Here is a 17,511-nt window from a genome sequence, read left to right on the forward strand (position 1 = left end):
AGAATGGAACTTTTCGTTTTTTCGATTAAGTTCCTAGGGTTCTCCCAAATAGCGTATGATCGTTGCCACCTGCCGGGGAGAGAGAAGGCGGTTGCGGGCACGATAGCCTTCTTGTTCGAGTTCTTGCAGGAGCGGAAGGTTGTAGACAATCCAACGACGTAGTATTTGTAAGGCTACTTTGAGGCATACGTTGGGGTTGTAAAGATGAGCTAGTTCCGACTTTTTATAAGTGCGGATATGAAACGGCTGATCCGGATAATACATGATGAATGATGTTTGGTTTATGCTATAAAGTTACTGAAAATTAATGATTTATTAAAAGAATAACGTCATTATTATTCATAGAATATCAGGAGACTTCGTTGGGGAATCCGGAGGGTGAAAAATGTGTTATCTTTATGTCGTTAACAAATAGGGAACGCGTTCGAAATGTGTGAAATCTTAAAATTATTTTATTATGGCAATGACAGTAACTTATTCAGTAGTGCCGCGCAAGAATCCTGCCAAAAAGGATGAGTCGGCAAAGTATTACGCGCAGGCACAGGCTTCGGGGGAGTTGGATTTTGAAGAGTTGTGCGAGGGAATCACCAGTCGGTCTACCTGTACGGAGACAGATGTGCGTGCCGCCATTTCGGGTATTCTTTATGAGGCGAAGCGTGCGTTGAAAGCGGGAAGAATAGTCCGGCTGGGTGATTTGGGCAGTTTGCAGATCGGGTTGAACAGTGAAGGAGCTGTGTCGGTCAAGGAGTTTTCAAGTTCGCTGATTACGGCTGCCCATATTATTTTCCGTCCCGGAAAGACGTTGGCGGACATCACGAAGATTCTTAGCTATCAGCAGGTAACGACGCGTGCGGTGGCTCAAACGGGCGGTAGCGGCAATGAAGGAGAAGACGATGACAAAGGTTCCGGTGGCGGTTCAGACGGTGGTGGAAGCGGAGAAGCTCCGGATCCGGCAGCATGATAACTTTAATATTAGATCAAATGAAAGAAATTGTAACTAAGATTTTGGATGTAATCATGTTCCTTGTGCCTTTCTTCGGAAAAAGAAAGCGGAACAGAATTGTGAGAGAGGTGCGCTTCAATGCTACCCATAAGGAAGTGTGTAATGTGAAAACGACGGAAAGGGAAAAGGACGATGAGAAAGATTAGTCTGATTGTGATTCACTGCTCTGCTACCCGTGTCGATCGCGACTTCACGGCGAAGGATGTGGACACTGCCCATCGCTTTCGGGGCTTTTCGTGTTGGGGGTATCATTATTACGTTCGCAAGTCGGGACAGATAGAGCCGATGAGGGATGAAGATACGGTGGGTGCTCATGCACGCGGTTTTAATGCGATTAGTTTAGGGGTGTGCTATGAAGGCGGGCTGGATGAGAACGGAAAGGCAGCGGATACACGTACTTCCCGCCAGAAAGAGGCGATGCATCGTCTGGTAAGCGAGTTGTTGCAGCGTTATCCGGATGCAAAGGTGGTCGGTCACCGGGACTTGAGCCCTGACACTAATTATAATGGAATTGTTGACCCTTGGGAGCGGATCAAAGAGTGTCCCTGTTTCGAGGCGAAAGCAGAGACATGGTGATTTTTATCCTATTTATTACTGTGGTGGTTAATTGACCACCACAGTAGTGAAATACTCTTTAAATACCTCCGCAGCTTTTTCAAGTTGTTCGGGGGTATTTTCTTTTACATCTTTCAGCTTGTATTCTTGCTCCATCGCTTCATACTTATGTACGCCTAGTGTATGATAAGGCAGGATTTCCACTCGTTGAATCATCTTGTATTTTCCCAAGGTCTCTCCCAGTTGGCGGATGTCTTCCTCGAAATCGCTGTATCCGGGCACTAATACATAACGCAGCCAGAAAGGTTTCTCGTTTTCTTCCAGCCATGCTGCCGTGCGGATGGTTTGTTCGTTACTTCTTCCGGTCAGTGCCTGATGGCGTGCCGGATTGAACTCTTTAATATCCAGCAATACAAGATCCGTCAGTTTGAAAAGTTCTTCTACTTCTTCGTTCCAGATACCGCCGTTGCTGTCTATGCACACGTGTATTCCCTTTTCTTTCAGTTCACGCACTAGAGGAACCAGTGCTTTGGCCTGAAACGTAGGTTCTCCTCCGGAGAAAGTGACTCCTCCGCGTTTCCCGAAAAAAGGACGTTGGCTCATAGCCATGCGGACAATCTCTTCCGGTGGGGTAGGTGTACCTCCTTTTCCGGCTATTGTGTCGGGGTTGGCACAATACAGGCAGCGGAAATTGCATCCTTGAAGAAAAACGACGAGCCGTAAGCCCGGCCCGTCGAATGTTCCCATACTTTCGTATGAATGTACGTTTATCGTCATATTGAGTAGATCTGATTACATACGTTCGTGGAAGCTACGGCTGATAACCTCCAATTGATGTTCGCGGCTCAACTTCACGAAGTTTACGGCATAACCGGAAACACGGATGGTGAGTTGCGGATATTTTTCCGGATGTTCCATGGCGTCGTAAAGCATTTCACGGTTCAGTACGTTCACGTTCAGGTGGTGAGCGCCTTTGGTGAAGTAACCATCCATCATTGTCACCAGATTTTCTACGCGATCTTCTTCAGTAGCTCCCAGTGATTTCGGAACGATAGAGAAGGTGTTGCTGATACCGTCTTGTGAGTCGCGGTAACGTAATTTCGCTACGGAGCTCAAAGAGGCGATAGCACCGTTCTTGTCACGTCCGTGCATCGGGTTGGCTCCCGGAGCAAAAGCGACACCTTTGGCGCGTCCGTCGGGAGTAGCACCTGTCTTCTTGCCATACATCACGTTGGAAGTGATGGTGAGCAAAGACAGAGTAGGACGGGCATTTTTGTAAACCGGAAGTTTCTTCAATTCTTCGCTGAAGAAATAGACCAGGTCAACACCCAGGTGGTCTACCTTGTCGTTGTCATTACCGAAGCAAGGGAACTCACCTTGAATATCGAAACCTTCTGTCAGACCGATGTCGTTGCGGCGTGCAGTCACTTTGGCATATTTGATGGCCGACAGTGAATCGAGGGCGATAGAAAGTCCGGCTACACCGTAAGCAAGATTGATGCGTGGGTTGGTATCTACAAGAGCCATTTGGGCTTTTTCGTAGTAATACTTATCATGCATATAATGGATGATGTTCATCGCTTCGTTGTAAACACGGGCGATTTCCGTCAATACCTTCTTGTAGTTGCTCATTACTTCTTCGAAGTTGAGGACATCACTTGTCAGTACGGGGATGTTTTTCACCATTACCGTACCGGTGTTTTCGCAACGTCCGCCGTTGATGGCAAGCAACAGGGCTTTTGCCAGGTTGCAACGTGCGCCGAAGAACTGGATTTGTTTTCCGATTTCCTGATAAGATACGCAGCAGGCGATTCCGTAGTCGTCAGACTGGCGTACTTCACGCATCAGGTCGTCGTTTTCATATTGGATGGAAGAAGTGTCGATGGATACTTTTGCGCAGAATTCTTTGAATCCTTCCGGCAGTTCCGGGCTCCACAGTACAGTCAGGTTCGGTTCCGGTGAAGGGCCGAGGTTGTAGAGTGTTTGCAGGAAGCGGAAAGAAGTCTTTGTCACCTTGGTGCGTCCGTCGTTGAGGCGTCCGCCCAGAGATTCGGTTACCCATGTCGGGTCGCCGGCAAAGATATCGTTGTAAGATTGCATACGCAGGTGGCGCACCATACGCAGTTTGATGACAAACTGGTCGATCAGCTCCTGTGCGAAAGATTCTGTGATGGTTCCTTTGCTCAATTCATATTCCATATAAATGTCGAGGAACGAAGAAACGTTACCCAGTGACATGGCAGCACCGTCTTGTTCTTTTACGGCAGCAAGGTAAGCCATGTACACCCATTGTACTGCTTCTTGTGCGGTGTAGGCAGGACGGCTCAAGTCGAGTCCGTAGTATTCGCCCATTACCTTCATGTCCTTCAGTGCCTTGATTTGCTCTGCCACTTCTTCGCGCAGGCGGATGCGGGCTTCGGTCATCGGACCGGTAAGGTTACGCAAATCTTCTTTTTTAGCTTCAATCAGTCGGTCGATACCGTAAAGAGCCATACGGCGGTAGTCGCCGATGATACGTCCGCGGGCATAGTTGTCAGGAAGTCCGGTGAGGAATCCCAGAGAACGGAACGAACGGATTTCTTCGGTGTATACGTCAAATACTCCGTCATTGTGAGTTTTGCGGTAGTGAGTGAAGATATCTTTTACGCGGTCGTCTACTTCCACACCGTTTTCGTGGCAGGCTTTGCTCACCACGTTGATACCTCCGAAAGGTTTGATTGCACGTTTCAGAAGTTCATCTGTTTGCAGACCGACGATCAGTTCGTTTTCTTTGTCGATATATCCGGCTTTATGAGAAGTGATGGTTGAGACGGTGACATTATCCAGTGAGCGTACTCCGTTATTGGCTCTTTCTTCTGCCAGTGCTTCGAGGCAGCGATTCCATACAGCTTTTGTGCGTTCGGTAGGTCCTTCGAGAAAAGAAGCATCTCCATAATACGGAGTGATGTTGTGACTAACGAAATCTCTTACGTTGATTTCTGTGCTCCAGAGACCGTCTTTAAAGATCTTATTTAATTCCATAAATGATAAAATTAGAGGTTGTAGTTATCCTTTTCTTTAGAGCGCACAAAGTTACAACGTTTTTTCATATAATCAGCATAAATATGCTCCATTTTATGCTTTTCAACATAAAATACCTAGATATTGCTATTCTTTGGAAATGATATTCGTGATTTTTTTGTGAAAACTCTTGTAAGTTTAAAATATATTCGTACCTTTGCACCGCTTTTAACGAAAAGCACTTCTGAAAAGGAAGTTTTGGAGAGGTGGCAGAGTGGTCGATTGCGGCGGTCTTGAAAACCGTTGTACTGCGAGGTACCCGGGGTTCGAATCCCTGTCTCTCCGCTAGGATAGCAGCTTTTAAGCTGCTATTTCTTTTGTGGAAAATATATTTCCATTGTCTGTTTCTTTATTGGAAAATAAGGAGAGGTGCTCGAGTGGTTGAAGAGGCACGCCTGGAAAGCGTGTATACCCCTAAAGGGTATCACGAGTTCGAATCTCGTTCTCTCCGCTTTTTTTGTTTTTTTGTTTAGAAAATGTTTGAAAGTGGCTGCTTTGAAAAATCAAGGCAGCCACTTTTTTATTCCGGACATTTATTCCAACTCCTCGATAATCTTCTTCACATCTATCGGTTGCAATCTTCCGTACACTTTCTCGCCAATCATTACCACCGGAGCCAGTCCGCAGGCACCTACGCAGCGCAGGCAGTCCAATGAGAATTTTCCATCCGGTGTAGTTTCGCCGACTTCGATGCCTAGTACGCGTTTGAATTCTTCGAGCAACTTCTCGGAGCCGCGCACGTAACATGCCGTACCCATGCAGACGGAGATGGGATGTTTTCCTTTCGGGGTCATGGTGAAGAAGGTATAGAAGGTGACCACTCCGTATACTTTCGATACGGGGATTCTTAGTTTGGAAGCGATGATGCGTTGCATCTCTTCGGGCAGGTAGCCGTGCAGGTGTTGCGCTTCGTGCAAAATATTGATTAGTTCGCCTGGGTTGTTTCCGTGCTTGTCGCAAATCGTTCGGACTTGTTCTGCCACATCGCAGGCTAATTTTATTTCTGACATAATCCTTTTGGTTTAAAAGTTAATCAATCGCTTTGTTGAAATAATGTGTATGCAGGAGCGTTTCCGATTTTTCACCCAGCGGTTTGCCGAGATATTCTTCGTACAAGGTCTTGATGTACGGATTTTCGTGTGATTTGCGCAAAGGTTTGTTGGCGTCTTCGCGGTAGAGGGCGTTGGCGCGTGCATACAATATTTCCGAGTTGCCGTGATGCAACGGTTGTCCGCCCCCTCCGATACAGCCTCCGGGGCAAGCCATAATTTCGATTACATGATATTCGTTGTGCCCGTTCCGTATATCTTCCAGTAGATGGCGGGCGTTGCCTAGTCCGTGTGCGATGCCTACTTTTAATTCAAATCCGTTTAGGTTGATGGTAGCACGCCGGACACCGCTAAGTCCGCGTACTTGTTCAAAATTCACATTTTTCAGAGGTTCTCCGGTATAAATTTCATAAACAGAACGGAGGGCGGCTTCCATTACACCACCTGTCGTACCGAAGATAACGCCGGCACCGGTCGACTCACCCATCGGATTGTCAAACGGGCTGTCCAATACCAGCGGGAAACCGATATTGGCTCGTTTAATCAGTCGTGCCAGTTCGCGGGTGGAAATAGAATAATCTACGTCAGGAATACCGTTCACTTTAAATTCATCGCGGGCACACTCGTACTTCTTTGCCAGACAGGGCATGATCGATACGACTACCAGCTTTTCTCTGGGAATTCCCATTTTTTCTGCCCAATAAGATTTGGCGATAGAACCGAACATCTGTTGCGGTGAACGGGCGGTGGATGGAATGTCCAGCATATCCGGGAAGTGATGTTCGAAGAAGTTTACCCATGCCGGACAGCAGGAAGTCAGGATAGGTAACCGTACGGACTTATCTCCGTTGAGATAGCGCGTCAGACGGTTCAGTATCTCCGATCCTTCTTCCATAATGGTGAGGTCGGCGGCAAAGTCAGTATCAAATACGTAGTCGAATCCCAGTTCACGCAGGGCATAAACCATTTTTCCGGTTACCAGTGTGCCGGGAGGAAAACCAAATTCTTCACCCAAGGCAGCACGTACGGCAGGGGCTGTTTGCACAATCACCACTTTATCCGGGTCGGCTAAGTCATCGAGCAGACGGTTCGTATAATCGCGTTCGGTCAGTGCGCCTACCGGACAGACAGCTACGCATTGTCCGCAATAAGTACATTCACTTTCCGTCATCATTTTATCAAAGGCAGGGGCTATCGTCGTGTTGAATCCGCGACGGATGGCACTGAGCGCACCGACTGTCTGAACATCATTGCAGACACTTTCGCAGCGGCGGCAGAAAATACATTTATCCATGTTGCGGACGATGGAAGCAGTGATTTCCCGTTTGCGGGGAGAGAGCTCGCCTCCATTGAAAGGCATTTCGCGGATATTAAAGCGTAGCGCTAATGTCTGAAGTTCGCAATTGCCACATTTGGGGCAGGTGAGACAGTCGTTGGGATGATCCGACAGGATAAGTTCGGCTACCACTTTGCGTGCGTTCATCACACGTAGCGTACTGGTTTTCACTACCATTCCTTCCGTGCAACGGGTAGCGCAGGCAGGAGCCAGATTGCGGCGTCCTATTACCTCGACCACGCAGATGCGGCAGGAAGCAGGATTGTTCTTTATGCAGGTGCCTTTCAGGTCGATGTGACACAGGGTCGGTATGTTGATGCCGATTTTCGTGGCGGCTTCAAGGATGGTACTTCCCTCGGGAACGGTGATAAAATGACCGTCTATCTGAAGGGTGATTTGTTTATCTTCCATAGTAATCAATTTTAGCAGACAAGAATAGCGTTGAATTTGCAGCGTGCCATACACATGCCGCACTTGATACATTTATCGGGGGCAATGACATGTGGTTTGCGTACTAGCCCGCTGATAGCATCCGCCGGACAGTTTTTGGCGCATAGATGACAGCCAATGCAACGTTCTGGACTGATGGTATACGTTAATAGTGATTTACATTGCTTGGCGCGACAAGTCTTATCCCGCACGTGTTCCATATATTCATCGTAGAAGTTATCCAATGTGGATAAAACAGGATTCGGAGAGGTTTGTCCCAGTCCGCAGAGAGCAGTATCTTTGATGACTTGTCCCAAAGTGGCAAGTGTGTCCAGGTCTTTTTCTGTGCCTCTTCCTTCCGTAATTTTGTTCAGTAGTTCCAGCAGACGTTTGTTTCCAATGCGGCAAGGTGTGCATTTCCCGCAGGACTCTTCCACTGTAAAATCCAGATAAAAGCGGGCTACGGATACCATGCAGTCGTCTTCGTCCATTACGATCATTCCTCCGGACCCCATCATGGAACCGGCGGAGAGAAGGTTGTCAAAGTCAATGGGAGTATCCAGATGTTTTTCTGTCAGACAGCCGCCTGACGGCCCTCCTGTTTGTACAGCTTTGAATTTCTTTCCGCCTTTGATGCCTCCTCCGATTTCGTAGATTACTTCCCGAAGAGTGGTTCCCATCGGCACTTCGATCAGCCCGACATTATTAATCTTTCCTGCAAGAGCAAACACTTTGGTTCCTTTGGAACGTTCTGTGCCAATCGTTGCAAACCAGTCGGCTCCTTTGGTCAGGATAATGGGAATATTGGCAAGTGTTTCCACATTATTCACATTGGTTGGTTTTCCCAGATAACCGGATTCGGCAGGGAAGGGAGGTTTCAGAGTCGGTTCCCCCCGTTTTCCTTCCATCGAATGAATAAGGGCAGTTTCTTCTCCGCAGACAAAAGCTCCGGCTCCGTAACGTATTTCTATGTCGAAACTGAAATCTGTCCCTAAGATATGTTCCCCCAATAGTCCGTATTCGCGTGCCTGATTGATCGCTGTCTTCAGTCGGTTGATGGCTAGCGGATATTCCGCACGGATATATACCAGTCCTTTGGTGGAACCGATGGAATAACCGCAGACACACATCGCTTCTACAATCGAATGTGGGTCTCCCTCCATAATGGAACGATCCATGAATGCACCGGGATCTCCTTCATCAGCGTTACAAACCACGTATTTGACATCTGACTCTTGTTTGTTGGCAAATTCCCATTTCAGCCCCGTCGGGAAACCGCCACCGCCACGTCCGCGAAGTCCCGAACGTTTGATAATATCAATAACGTCCGTCGGCTGTTTGTTAAGCAGACAATCGGCCAATGCAAAGTATCCTTCACGGGCGATATACTCTTCAATATTTTCGGGATCGATAAAACCGCAGTTACGCAATGCGATGCGGAGTTGTTTCCGGTAGAAATCCATGTGCTTGGAGTCGCTGACGGTATGTTCCGTTTTAGGATCTACATACAGCAACCGTCCGATTCTTCGTCCTCCGATGATATGCTCGTTGATGATTTCTTCCGCATCTTCGGGAGTGACTTGGGTGTAAAAGGTATTATCGGGGATAATTTTCACGATAGGACCTTTTTCACAGAAGCCGAAACAGCCTACGGTGATGACTTCTACTTTGTCGGTGATTTCGTTCTTTTGGATGGCTTCTAGAAGATTATCTGTAATGCCCTGGCTGGAAGATGCCTTACAGCCTGTACCACCGCAGATCAGAATCTGAAGATGTTGTGCGCCGGATGCCAGTCCGTAACACTTTTCAGTCACCTTTTCATTACTTTCTTCGCGCAATGAAAGATTGTGCTCTGCTCTCTTCCTGATTGTTGCCAAATCATGGATAGATAAAATTTTCATAAGTATCAGAATTGTTAGTCGGTTTTTTGCAAATATAGCTCTTTGTTCGAATAAATGCAGTTTTTGAGCAAATAAAATAGCTCTTTATGAAGGTAATTAGGTAAATAATTCTCTATTTTCGTATTTAATAGGTAGTAAACCTAAAAAAGAAATTTAACGTATGAGACAAATTTTACTGGGACTCTGTCTTCTTTGCTTATTAAATAATGTATCCGGACAGGAAATTCCGTTACCGGAGAAAATGCCGCAAGAGCATCCGAGAGTGTTGACCACGCCGGATGGAAAGCAGGAAACGTGGGAGTTGATTAAAAAAGAGAAATGGGCGAAAAACGTATTCAATAAATTGAAGGAGCGAACCGAAGTATATACTAATTTGACGGATGTTCAACCGGCATGGTTGTTATCCCGTCTGGCCATGTATTGGAAATCTCATGCAACCGAGGTATATGTGAAAGGCGAGACTTACGATCATGCCGGAGGTGAAAAAGCTCCTTATCCGACTGTCCGTTATACAGGAACACGTGGAACGGCTGCTACTCATGGCCGTCCCCAACTGGCAGATGTAGTACCTTATGACGACGATGAAAACGGAAATGTGACTTTTTGCAATAATGCATTGCCGGAACGTCCTTTGGAAAGTGTACATCCGTCAAAAACGGGACGGAATATCGAAAGTCTGAACCGGGAAATTCTGGGAATAGCTTGTGATGCAGCTTTCCTCTATTGGATGACAGATGAGGAAAAATTCGCGAAACTGGCTGCCGGTGTGTTTGATACGTATATGACCGGAATTTATTACAGAAATGTTCCTATTGATCTGAATCATGGTCATCAACAGACATTGGTAGGTTTGACTTCTTTTGAAGTGATTCACGAAGACGCACTGCATATCGTTGTTCCCTTGTATGATTTTCTTTATAATTACCTGAAGACCAATTATCCGGAAAAGATGGATATCTATGCCGGTGCATTCAAGAAATGGGCGGATAACATCATAGCGAATGGAGTCCCTCATAATAACTGGGATTTATTGCAGGCACGATATATCATGAATGTGGGACTGGTGCTTGAAGATAATAAAGAGTATGCAGATGGAAAAGGACGTGAATATTATATTGATTATGTGTTGAACCGTTCCAGTATCCGTCAATGGAGTCTGACTCGTCTTGCCGATTATGGTTTTGATTCAAAAACAGGTATCTGGGCAGAGTGTCCGGGATATAGCAGTGTGGTAATCAATGATTATGCTAATTTTGCCAATCAGTTTGATAACAATTTGAAATATGATTTGGTAAAGGCTATGCCTGTACTGTCGAAAGCTGTGGCAGCCACTCCGCAATATCTTTTTCCCAACCGGATGATTTGTGGCTTTGGAGATACACATCCAAGCTATTTGAATACGAACTTCTTTATCCGCATGATACAGAATGCGCAGGCAAACGGTAAGACGGAACAGGAGAACTACTTCACTGCTTTGCTGAAATGCTTGAATCCCGAAATTGATAATGAAAAGGGGGAGAAGAATAATGTGCGTGTATCTGTCAATTCTTTCTTTGAAGATAAACCGTTAAGTCTGAATCCGAAAGTGAAAGCAGGGAAGATAGAGGACTATGTTTCTCCTTTATTCTATGCTCCCAATGTGTCATGGCTGGTGCAGCGGAACGGAATGCATCCGCGTCATAGCCTGATGATTTCTCTGAATGCCAGTGAAGGAAATCACATGCACGCCAACGGCATTTCCATGGAACTTTATGGAAAAGGATATGTGCTTGGACCGGATGCTGGTATCGGATTGACCTTGTATAGCGGTCTGGATTATGCCGAATATTATTCTCAATTTCCAAGTCATAATACAGTTTGTGTAGATGGAATATCAAGCTATCCGGTCATGAAAAGCAATCATTCTTTTGACTTGCTTTCCTGTTTTCCTGCTTCGGCGGAACCGGGAAAGGAGTTTACTTCCGTGACTTATAGCAATGTCTATTTTCGTGAACCGGAAAGCAGGGCGGATCAGACCCGGATGATGAGCATTGTTACCACCGGACCCGAGACAGGATATTATGTAGATGTATTCCGGAGCCGGAAAGAGCAGGGAGGAGATAAGATGCATGATTATTTCTATCATAACCTCGGACAGACTATGACATTGGCAGCAGTTGATGGCACAGATCTGAATCTTCAACCGACAGAAGAACTCGCTTTTGCAGGAGCACATCTGTATGGTTATTCTTATTTATATGACAAGAAAGTTGCGGCTACCGATAAAGATGTAAAAGCGACCTTTACCATTGACATGAAAGATAAAGGTGGGGATGATATAGTTATGAATCTCTGGATGAAAGGAGAACCGGATCGTGAAGTTTTCACTGCCTTGTCACCGATGACCGAAGGTTTAAGTCGTACACCCAATATGCCATATAATATAAAAGAACAACCGACATTGACTTTCGTGGCCCGTCAGCATGGAGAAGCATGGACTCGTCCTTTTGTCGCAGTCTATGAGCCGAGTACGAAGAAAGAGCCGTCTGCCATTCAGTCTGTATCTTATTTTGATGCGGAAGAAACTGTTTTGAAAGACTTTGCCGGTATCTGTGTGAAAAGCAAAAATGGGCGTACAGACCATATCTTTTCCTTGTCTGATGCTACGCAGACCGCCACTTATCAAGGAATGAAAGTAAAAGCAGACTATGCAATTGTCAGCAATGAATATGCAGGAAACCGGACTTTATTTCTGGGGAACGGAACACAACTTGTTGCACCCGGAGTTACGGTCTATACGGATCAGGCAGGCAATGTGTTACTCGAAAAGAAACAGGGAAAATGGCATATTCTTTCTTCTGTTCCTTGTACAGTGGTTATTAATGGCAAGAAGATAAAATCAGGAATAACATCGCAACTTACGTTATTATCTGTCTGATTAAAATGATTCTGAATGAAAAAAAAGCAATAAAAAAACGTATTCAAACGTTTTAAATGCCATATTTTTTCTAAATTTGCGGCTTTCTGTCTGATGCTTAAGAGAAACAGACAGAAAGCCCTTTTTATGGGTAAGTATTAGTGGGAAATATTTAGTGGGAAATAAATTATGATGTATGTAATGCGGAATGGTTGCAGGCTAGGGGTTGTGCTATCATTTCTGTTATTATCTTGCGGTGTACATGTACATGCGCAACGTGTAGCTGTCAAAACAAATGCATTGGGATGGCTGACAGCTAGTCCGAATATCGAAGCGGAGTTTATTTTGGGTCGCCATGTCTCCTTAAATATGGGAGTAGCTGGGAATCCGATCAGTACAGACAATTTTAAAACGACTTTCACGCATTTTCAGCCGGAAGTACGTTATTGGCTAAATCGTCCGATGGTGAGCCGTTTTCTTGGCGTCACCGCTTTCGTGAATAATTTTAATATGATGGTAAAGGATGTGTATCACAAAGGAGATGCATATGCTGCCGGTTTGACCTATGGATATGCATGGGTTCTCGGAGAGCATTGGAACATCGAGGCAACAGCCGGAATAGGTGTGATGCGTTACCGTCAGTTTAAGTATGATAAGGGTACTCCAAAACCGGAAGTAGTCAATGATAGCAAGACTACTATTGCGCCTGTTAAACTGGGAGTGTCCTTTGTTTATATTATCCGATGAATAGAACGAACATTAGTTAGCCGAAAAAAGAATGAAAGTCAATTTAAAACGTGATAGATTAATGGGAATACTTGGCATGGTGATGCTGGTATCTTGCATGAGTGTATCTGCGCAACGTATCCGCGTACAGGGACACATCACCAATCCGCAAGGCAAAAGTGTCCCGAATGTGAATGTATTGAATCCTGCAAATGATGAACGTATAGAAATGTCCGACGAAGATGGCCGATACAGTGTATTGGTTGAGAAAAACGGTTCATTGAAGTTTACGTGTGTCGGTTATGAGGATAAGACGGTGAAAGTGGATGGAAAACAGATTCTCAATCTCGTATTGAGAGATGCTGTGATCGAATTGGATGAAGTAACGATTACTTCCAAGATAAAGGATAAAGTGGTTCCCGAACCTACGGACATTGAAATCAAAGGAAACTATTTCCATCTGAAAACCCGTGTCCCGGTGCCGAAGGAAATGTTTAATTCGCATCGCCGCCTGGTATTGCAACCTTCCATTTATGATGTGACATTAAAGAGACGACTGTTGATGCGTCCTGTGGTTTTCGACGGAGGCACGTACAATACAACACAACGCCGGATGTACGATTATGAGATAGAAAAAGATCCTTTGCATGAATATATTCAGGTAAAAACAACTTCTTCCCGCAAAGGAGACATCATAGCTTACCATGATTCGATTTATATAGAGTACCTGCAACATGATTACCGGGCGGATGTGCATCTTGCCATGGAGAATTATCGGAATATAATTTATCGTGATTCTTTCTCCATTGCACGGGGAACAGTCAATCCGCTACGTTTCTTGGAATATAAATTTTCCGCTTTCAATCTGACGGATGAGAAATACCTTCCGAAACCAGTGATGCAGTTGAGGGACACTAAAGGAGAAGTGAATCTGACATTCGTTGTAGGTAAAGCCAATCTGGATGATAAAAATCCACGGAATCAAGTGGAGCTGAATCGTTTGAATCAGGAATTGCGTAGCATTGAAACGAATCCGGATGCTTCTTTAAAGAGCTTCCATATAACGGGCGTTGCTTCACCGGACGGCTCTTATGAGTCGAATTTAAAACTGGCCAAGTTACGTACGGATAAAGCATTGGAACGTATCTTGTCGCAATTAGATCCCGGAACACGTAAACTTTTGGAAGTAAAATCTGATGCATCGGTTGCTTCCTGGAAAGAAGTGGTGCAGTTGCTGAAAAAAGACTCAAAACAAGATTTGGCCAAAAGTGTGGAAGAGTTAATCAAACAATATGAGGCTACTCCGTACCGATTGAATCATGCGTTGAAAACGAAACCTTTCTATAAAGAGATAGCCGAAATGTATCTGCCCAAATTAAGAAAAGTGCAATACACATACGGATATTCCATTTTCCGTTCTCTGACGGACGAGGAAATCAGACAACTCTATAAGAAGAATCCGCACGAACTGACCCGGTTTGAGTTTTACCGTATGATTGCAACTGCAAAGGACCTGAATGAAAAAGAGAAATATTGCAGAGAAGCACTTGAAATCTATGATAACTTTACGTATGCAGCCAATGAACTGGCGGTAGCAACTATACAGAAAGAGGCACCGGATTCGAGAATTCTTGAACCTTTCGTCAGCAAGTCAGCACCTTCCGAATTATTATCTAACCAAGCCATAGCTTTGCTGCACGAAGGAAAATATACGAAAGCCGATTCCGTATTGACTTTAGTTCCGGAAGAGACTGTATCTGGCGACTTATTAGCTATTGTTCAGGCAATGGCCGGCTATTATAATGATGCTTTTGAAAAAGTGGCGGCTACCAGTCCTTTCAACGAAATAGTAATGTTGCTGGCAATGAAGAAGAATCAGGAGGCCTGGGATAAAATCTCGGCAATGGAGGTGAAGACAGCCCGCGAATATTATATAAAAGCGATTGCTGCCAATCGTATGGAGAAAGTGGGTGATGCTATTATGAGTATTGAGAAAGCTTTGGAGCTTGATCCTTCCTTATTGGAGACTGCGAGAGTTGATGGTGACATTATTGACTTGTTGCCCGAAGAGCAAAAAATAAAGAACGATAATACAACGAAAGAGTAAACGATGAATATCCTCAAAATCAAAAATAAATATGTGGCGGTGGTATCATTCATGATGCTTGCTGTCACCTTGCAGGCACAAGATTACGGTGCATTGAAGTATATGTTGCAAAAGAGACCTGCCTATGAGAAATTTGAAAGCAACAAATTCAATGAACATCTTTTTTTCTCTGCCGGAATAGGGCCATATAGCTTGTTGACAAGCGGAAGCAGTCAGGATGGACCGGGAATGATGGCTCATCTTTTTATGGGAAAATGGATCACTCCCGTTCATGGCCTTCGGTTGGGTGTGAATATGGGGTATTTACCGTCAAAGATATATACTTCTAAGATAAAGATAGGCGGAGGTAGCTTGGATTATATGTTGAATATGTCTTCTCTTGCATTTGGTTATGATGAACACCGGCGTTTTGAATTGTTGGGTATCGCAGGGATAGAGGCTGGTTATTCGAAGGTCAATGATAATAGTGAACGTGCCGGTAATTATCCGGGGCTGAAAGGGGGGAGCGATCTTTACTACGGTGCTCATTTCGGTTTACAGGGAAATGTGCGTCTTGCTCCTACATTGGATTTATTTATAGAGCCGCGGATCGGATGGTATAATGACGGTTTCGCGCATACGGAAAGTTGGAGAAACTATAAGATGGGAGGTTCGGTTCTGGTAGGTCTCACCTATATGCCTGCTGCTCCGATGGGTACTAAGGTTCATTTTGACGATTTCGATAACAGTTCGTTCCTGAATCATATGTTCATCTCTTTATCCGGTGGTATCAGTACGTTGAAGGTTCCGGGAATTAAGAATACGGTTAAGGGATTGGGACCCCAGTTCTCTGCCGGAATCGGTAAATGGTTCAGTCGCTCTTCCGGTTTACGTTTGTCCGGGACGGTGGGGCTTTGTGATACTCCTTCCGGCAGTGAGAGCGGCTACTTCAAACATGTAGATTTACATGCAGACTATATGTTGAATATCAATAACATTCTTTGGGGATATGACGAGGACAGGTTATTTACTTTGATGGGTATTGCCGGTGTGAATTTGTCAGGAACAAAAGGAGTTGAAAAAACAGCCAAGTACGCTCCGGGTGTAGGAGTAGGTGTACAAGGAAGTTTCCGTCTCAATCGTTCTGTTGATTTGTTTGTAGAACCTCGTCTCAACGTTTATCATAAGAGGTATGCAGGCGGCTGTGGAGTCGGTGGAAATACCGATCAACTTGGAGAATTGAATGTTGGGTTGACTTACCATACCATTGATCGTGCTGCCCGTCCGAAGAACCAATTTTCAAGTAACCATATAGGAGATAATGTATTTATGACTTCGGGAATCGGTATGCAACTGTTCTTGAATAAAACCAATCTTGAGAAAGTTAGTTCATGGGGACCGCAAGTCTCTGCTTCCATAGGTAAATGGTTTAGTCCTTATTCCGGTCTGCGTCTGGTAGGTACGGGAGGCTTTTTTACCAATTATGTAGTTCCTGGCAATGTGGAAGGCAGCAAGCTTAGACATGTCAGTGTCAGTGGAGGTCTTGACTATCTGTGGAATGTGACTTCCACCATGAGCGGATACAATCCCGACCGTATCTTTGAATTAATCGGTTCGGTGGGTGTCAACCTTGCTTATACTTCCAAATCAGATCACCAATTCCAACCGGGTGTTAACGCAGGCATACAGGGGCTATGGCACGTGAATGATTTTCTAGGTCTGTATATTGAGCCACAGGTTCGACTGTATGGAGATAAATTCATCGAAGGCAATTTGGGCTTTATGCAAAAAGATGTAATGGTGGCTATCAATGCCGGATTGCATTATCGTTTTGTTCCTTATTCAAAAGTAGCCAATCGTAGTGAATTTAGTAAGGATGACAAACGTTACTTCGTCTCCGGAGCATTGGGCGTAGGCAGTCTGTTAGTAGCTAATAAAGAACTGATTAAGAATATGGGGGTAGAAGCTAAAGGGAGTATTGGTAAATGGTACACTCCGTTATCTGCATGGCGGGTAAACGGAACGATTATGTACAAAGCAAAAACACCATCAAAAATGAATCTCCATTATGCCGGTTTAGGTATGGATTATATGATGAGCCTGGCTACCCTCGCAAAAGGGTATAGTCCCGATCATGTGATAGATGTTGTTCCTTTTGTGGGAGTTACCGCTGGTTTGGTACGTCGTAAAGGAGAATTCAAAGCGGTGCCGGGACTGGATGCCGGTGTACAGTTTAAATTAAGAGTAGCATCTTCTTTGTATCTGTATGCCGAACCTAAAGTCGGTATCCGTACAGATACTTATGACGGGATCAAACAAGGCAGACCTGATCGTGTCGCATCTATGATGGGAGGATTTTTATACCGGTTTAAGATGCCTACTTTCGAATAAAGCTTATCGGAAATTCAAATATAAGAGGGTTGTACAATCTTGAATCCTACTAAACAATGAAGAAAATGAATCTATTGTC

13 protein-coding genes and 2 tRNA genes are annotated in these 17,511 nt (G+C 44.9%); 9 read left to right on the forward strand and 6 right to left on the reverse strand.

Features of this window, described 5'->3' with window-relative positions; genetic code table 11:
• Positions 1 to 33: 33 nt before the first annotated feature.
• Positions 34 to 264: a DUF4248 domain-containing protein gene (locus I2I04_RS02365; RefSeq protein WP_004305834.1), complete on the reverse strand. Its 231-nt coding sequence runs from the start codon at positions 262 to 264 to the stop codon at positions 34 to 36.
• 193 nt (positions 265 to 457) lie between these two features.
• Between I2I04_RS02365 and I2I04_RS02370 the strand changes: the two genes are divergently transcribed.
• From I2I04_RS02370 to I2I04_RS02380, 3 genes are read left to right on the forward strand one after another with little or no spacing between them, the layout of a single operon-like run.
• A complete protein-coding gene (locus I2I04_RS02370; RefSeq protein ID WP_004305836.1) occupies positions 458 to 961 on the forward strand; it encodes an HU family DNA-binding protein in 504 nt (167 codons plus the stop codon).
• Positions 958 to 1,149, forward strand: coding sequence for a hypothetical protein (locus I2I04_RS02375; protein ID WP_004302306.1), 192 nt, complete (start codon positions 958 to 960; stop codon positions 1,147 to 1,149). The genes I2I04_RS02370 and I2I04_RS02375 overlap by 4 nt, the downstream gene beginning before the upstream one ends.
• Positions 1,136 to 1,579 (forward strand): N-acetylmuramoyl-L-alanine amidase, encoded by a 444-nt coding sequence (locus tag I2I04_RS02380; RefSeq protein WP_004305837.1) that lies wholly within the window; start codon positions 1,136 to 1,138, stop codon positions 1,577 to 1,579. Before I2I04_RS02375 ends, I2I04_RS02380 begins: the two co-directional genes overlap by 14 nt.
• 27 nt (positions 1,580 to 1,606) lie before the next feature.
• On the opposite strand, the gene pflA is transcribed toward I2I04_RS02380, so the two are convergent.
• Both pflA and pflB read right to left on the reverse strand, forming a co-directional pair.
• Positions 1,607 to 2,335: a pyruvate formate-lyase-activating protein gene (gene pflA, locus I2I04_RS02385; protein WP_004305838.1), complete on the reverse strand. Its 729-nt coding sequence runs from the start codon at positions 2,333 to 2,335 to the stop codon at positions 1,607 to 1,609.
• Between the two features lie 15 nt (positions 2,336 to 2,350).
• A complete protein-coding gene (gene pflB / locus I2I04_RS02390) occupies positions 2,351 to 4,579 on the reverse strand; it encodes a formate C-acetyltransferase (protein ID WP_004305839.1) in 2,229 nt (742 codons plus the stop codon).
• A 239-nt stretch (positions 4,580 to 4,818) separates the two neighbouring features.
• Here pflB and I2I04_RS02395 point away from each other — a divergent pair.
• Together I2I04_RS02395 and I2I04_RS02400 are read left to right on the forward strand one after the other, a co-directional pair.
• A tRNA-Ser gene (locus I2I04_RS02395) sits at positions 4,819 to 4,903 on the forward strand.
• Between the two features lie 78 nt (positions 4,904 to 4,981).
• A tRNA-Ser gene (locus I2I04_RS02400) sits at positions 4,982 to 5,069 on the forward strand.
• 82 nt (positions 5,070 to 5,151) lie between these two features.
• On the opposite strand, the gene nuoE is transcribed toward I2I04_RS02400, so the two are convergent.
• Genes nuoE through nuoF form a run of 3 tightly spaced genes read right to left on the reverse strand, consistent with a single transcriptional unit; the run spans position 5,152 to position 9,333 of the window.
• A complete protein-coding gene (nuoE, locus tag I2I04_RS02405; protein ID WP_143257250.1) occupies positions 5,152 to 5,628 on the reverse strand; it encodes an NADH-quinone oxidoreductase subunit NuoE in 477 nt (158 codons plus the stop codon).
• 19 nt (positions 5,629 to 5,647) lie between these two features.
• On the reverse strand, positions 5,648 to 7,414 hold the full coding sequence (locus I2I04_RS02410) for an NADH-dependent [FeFe] hydrogenase, group A6 (protein WP_143257251.1): 1,767 nt from the start codon (positions 7,412 to 7,414) through the stop codon (positions 5,648 to 5,650).
• An 11-nt stretch (positions 7,415 to 7,425) separates the two neighbouring features.
• A complete protein-coding gene (gene nuoF, locus I2I04_RS02415; protein ID WP_195654196.1) occupies positions 7,426 to 9,333 on the reverse strand; it encodes an NADH-quinone oxidoreductase subunit NuoF in 1,908 nt (635 codons plus the stop codon).
• A gap of 160 nt (positions 9,334 to 9,493) precedes the next feature.
• Here nuoF and I2I04_RS02420 point away from each other — a divergent pair, with 160 nt between their 5' ends.
• From I2I04_RS02420 to I2I04_RS02435, 4 genes are all read left to right on the forward strand, one after another.
• A complete protein-coding gene (locus tag I2I04_RS02420) occupies positions 9,494 to 12,250 on the forward strand; it encodes a heparinase II/III family protein (protein WP_195654197.1) in 2,757 nt (918 codons plus the stop codon).
• 180 nt (positions 12,251 to 12,430) lie between these two features.
• Positions 12,431 to 12,976: a DUF3575 domain-containing protein gene (locus I2I04_RS02425; RefSeq protein WP_195654314.1), complete on the forward strand. Its 546-nt coding sequence runs from the start codon at positions 12,431 to 12,433 to the stop codon at positions 12,974 to 12,976.
• A gap of 31 nt (positions 12,977 to 13,007) precedes the next feature.
• The gene (locus I2I04_RS02430) at positions 13,008 to 15,062 is read left to right on the forward strand and encodes a carboxypeptidase-like regulatory domain-containing protein (RefSeq protein ID WP_195654198.1); all 2,055 of its coding nucleotides are present in this window, start codon (positions 13,008 to 13,010) and stop codon (positions 15,060 to 15,062) included.
• Positions 15,063 to 15,065: 3 nt separating this feature from the next.
• A complete protein-coding gene (locus tag I2I04_RS02435; RefSeq protein ID WP_195654199.1) occupies positions 15,066 to 17,432 on the forward strand; it encodes a hypothetical protein in 2,367 nt (788 codons plus the stop codon).
• The last annotated feature ends 79 nt before the right edge of the window (positions 17,433 to 17,511 follow it).

It is taken from the genome of Bacteroides sp. 1001136B_160425_E2 (genome assembly GCF_015559655.1).
Taxonomy (GTDB): Bacteria; Bacteroidota; Bacteroidia; order Bacteroidales; family Bacteroidaceae; genus Bacteroides; species Bacteroides luhongzhouii.

What these genes read in the sequence shown, in the direction of transcription:
- I2I04_RS02365 (WP_004305834.1), bottom strand. Translation starts at nt 264, where the DNA reads ATGTATTATCCGGATCAGCCGTTTCATATCCGCACTTATAAAAAGTCG.
- I2I04_RS02370 (WP_004305836.1), top strand. Translation starts at nt 458, where the DNA reads ATGGCAATGACAGTAACTTATTCAGTAGTGCCGCGCAAGAATCCTGCC.
- I2I04_RS02375 (WP_004302306.1), top strand. Translation starts at nt 958, where the DNA reads ATGATAACTTTAATATTAGATCAAATGAAAGAAATTGTAACTAAGATT.
- I2I04_RS02380 (WP_004305837.1), top strand. Translation starts at nt 1,136, where the DNA reads ATGAGAAAGATTAGTCTGATTGTGATTCACTGCTCTGCTACCCGTGTC.
- pflA (WP_004305838.1), bottom strand. Translation starts at nt 2,335, where the DNA reads ATGACGATAAACGTACATTCATACGAAAGTATGGGAACATTCGACGGG.
- pflB (WP_004305839.1), bottom strand. Translation starts at nt 4,579, where the DNA reads ATGGAATTAAATAAGATCTTTAAAGACGGTCTCTGGAGCACAGAAATC.
- nuoE (WP_143257250.1), bottom strand. Translation starts at nt 5,628, where the DNA reads ATGTCAGAAATAAAATTAGCCTGCGATGTGGCAGAACAAGTCCGAACG.
- I2I04_RS02410 (WP_143257251.1), bottom strand. Translation starts at nt 7,414, where the DNA reads ATGGAAGATAAACAAATCACCCTTCAGATAGACGGTCATTTTATCACC.
- nuoF (WP_195654196.1), bottom strand. Translation starts at nt 9,333, where the DNA reads ATGAAAATTTTATCTATCCATGATTTGGCAACAATCAGGAAGAGAGCA.
- I2I04_RS02420 (WP_195654197.1), top strand. Translation starts at nt 9,494, where the DNA reads ATGAGACAAATTTTACTGGGACTCTGTCTTCTTTGCTTATTAAATAAT.
- I2I04_RS02425 (WP_195654314.1), top strand. Translation starts at nt 12,431, where the DNA reads ATGCGGAATGGTTGCAGGCTAGGGGTTGTGCTATCATTTCTGTTATTA.
- I2I04_RS02430 (WP_195654198.1), top strand. Translation starts at nt 13,008, where the DNA reads ATGAAAGTCAATTTAAAACGTGATAGATTAATGGGAATACTTGGCATG.
- I2I04_RS02435 (WP_195654199.1), top strand. Translation starts at nt 15,066, where the DNA reads ATGAATATCCTCAAAATCAAAAATAAATATGTGGCGGTGGTATCATTC.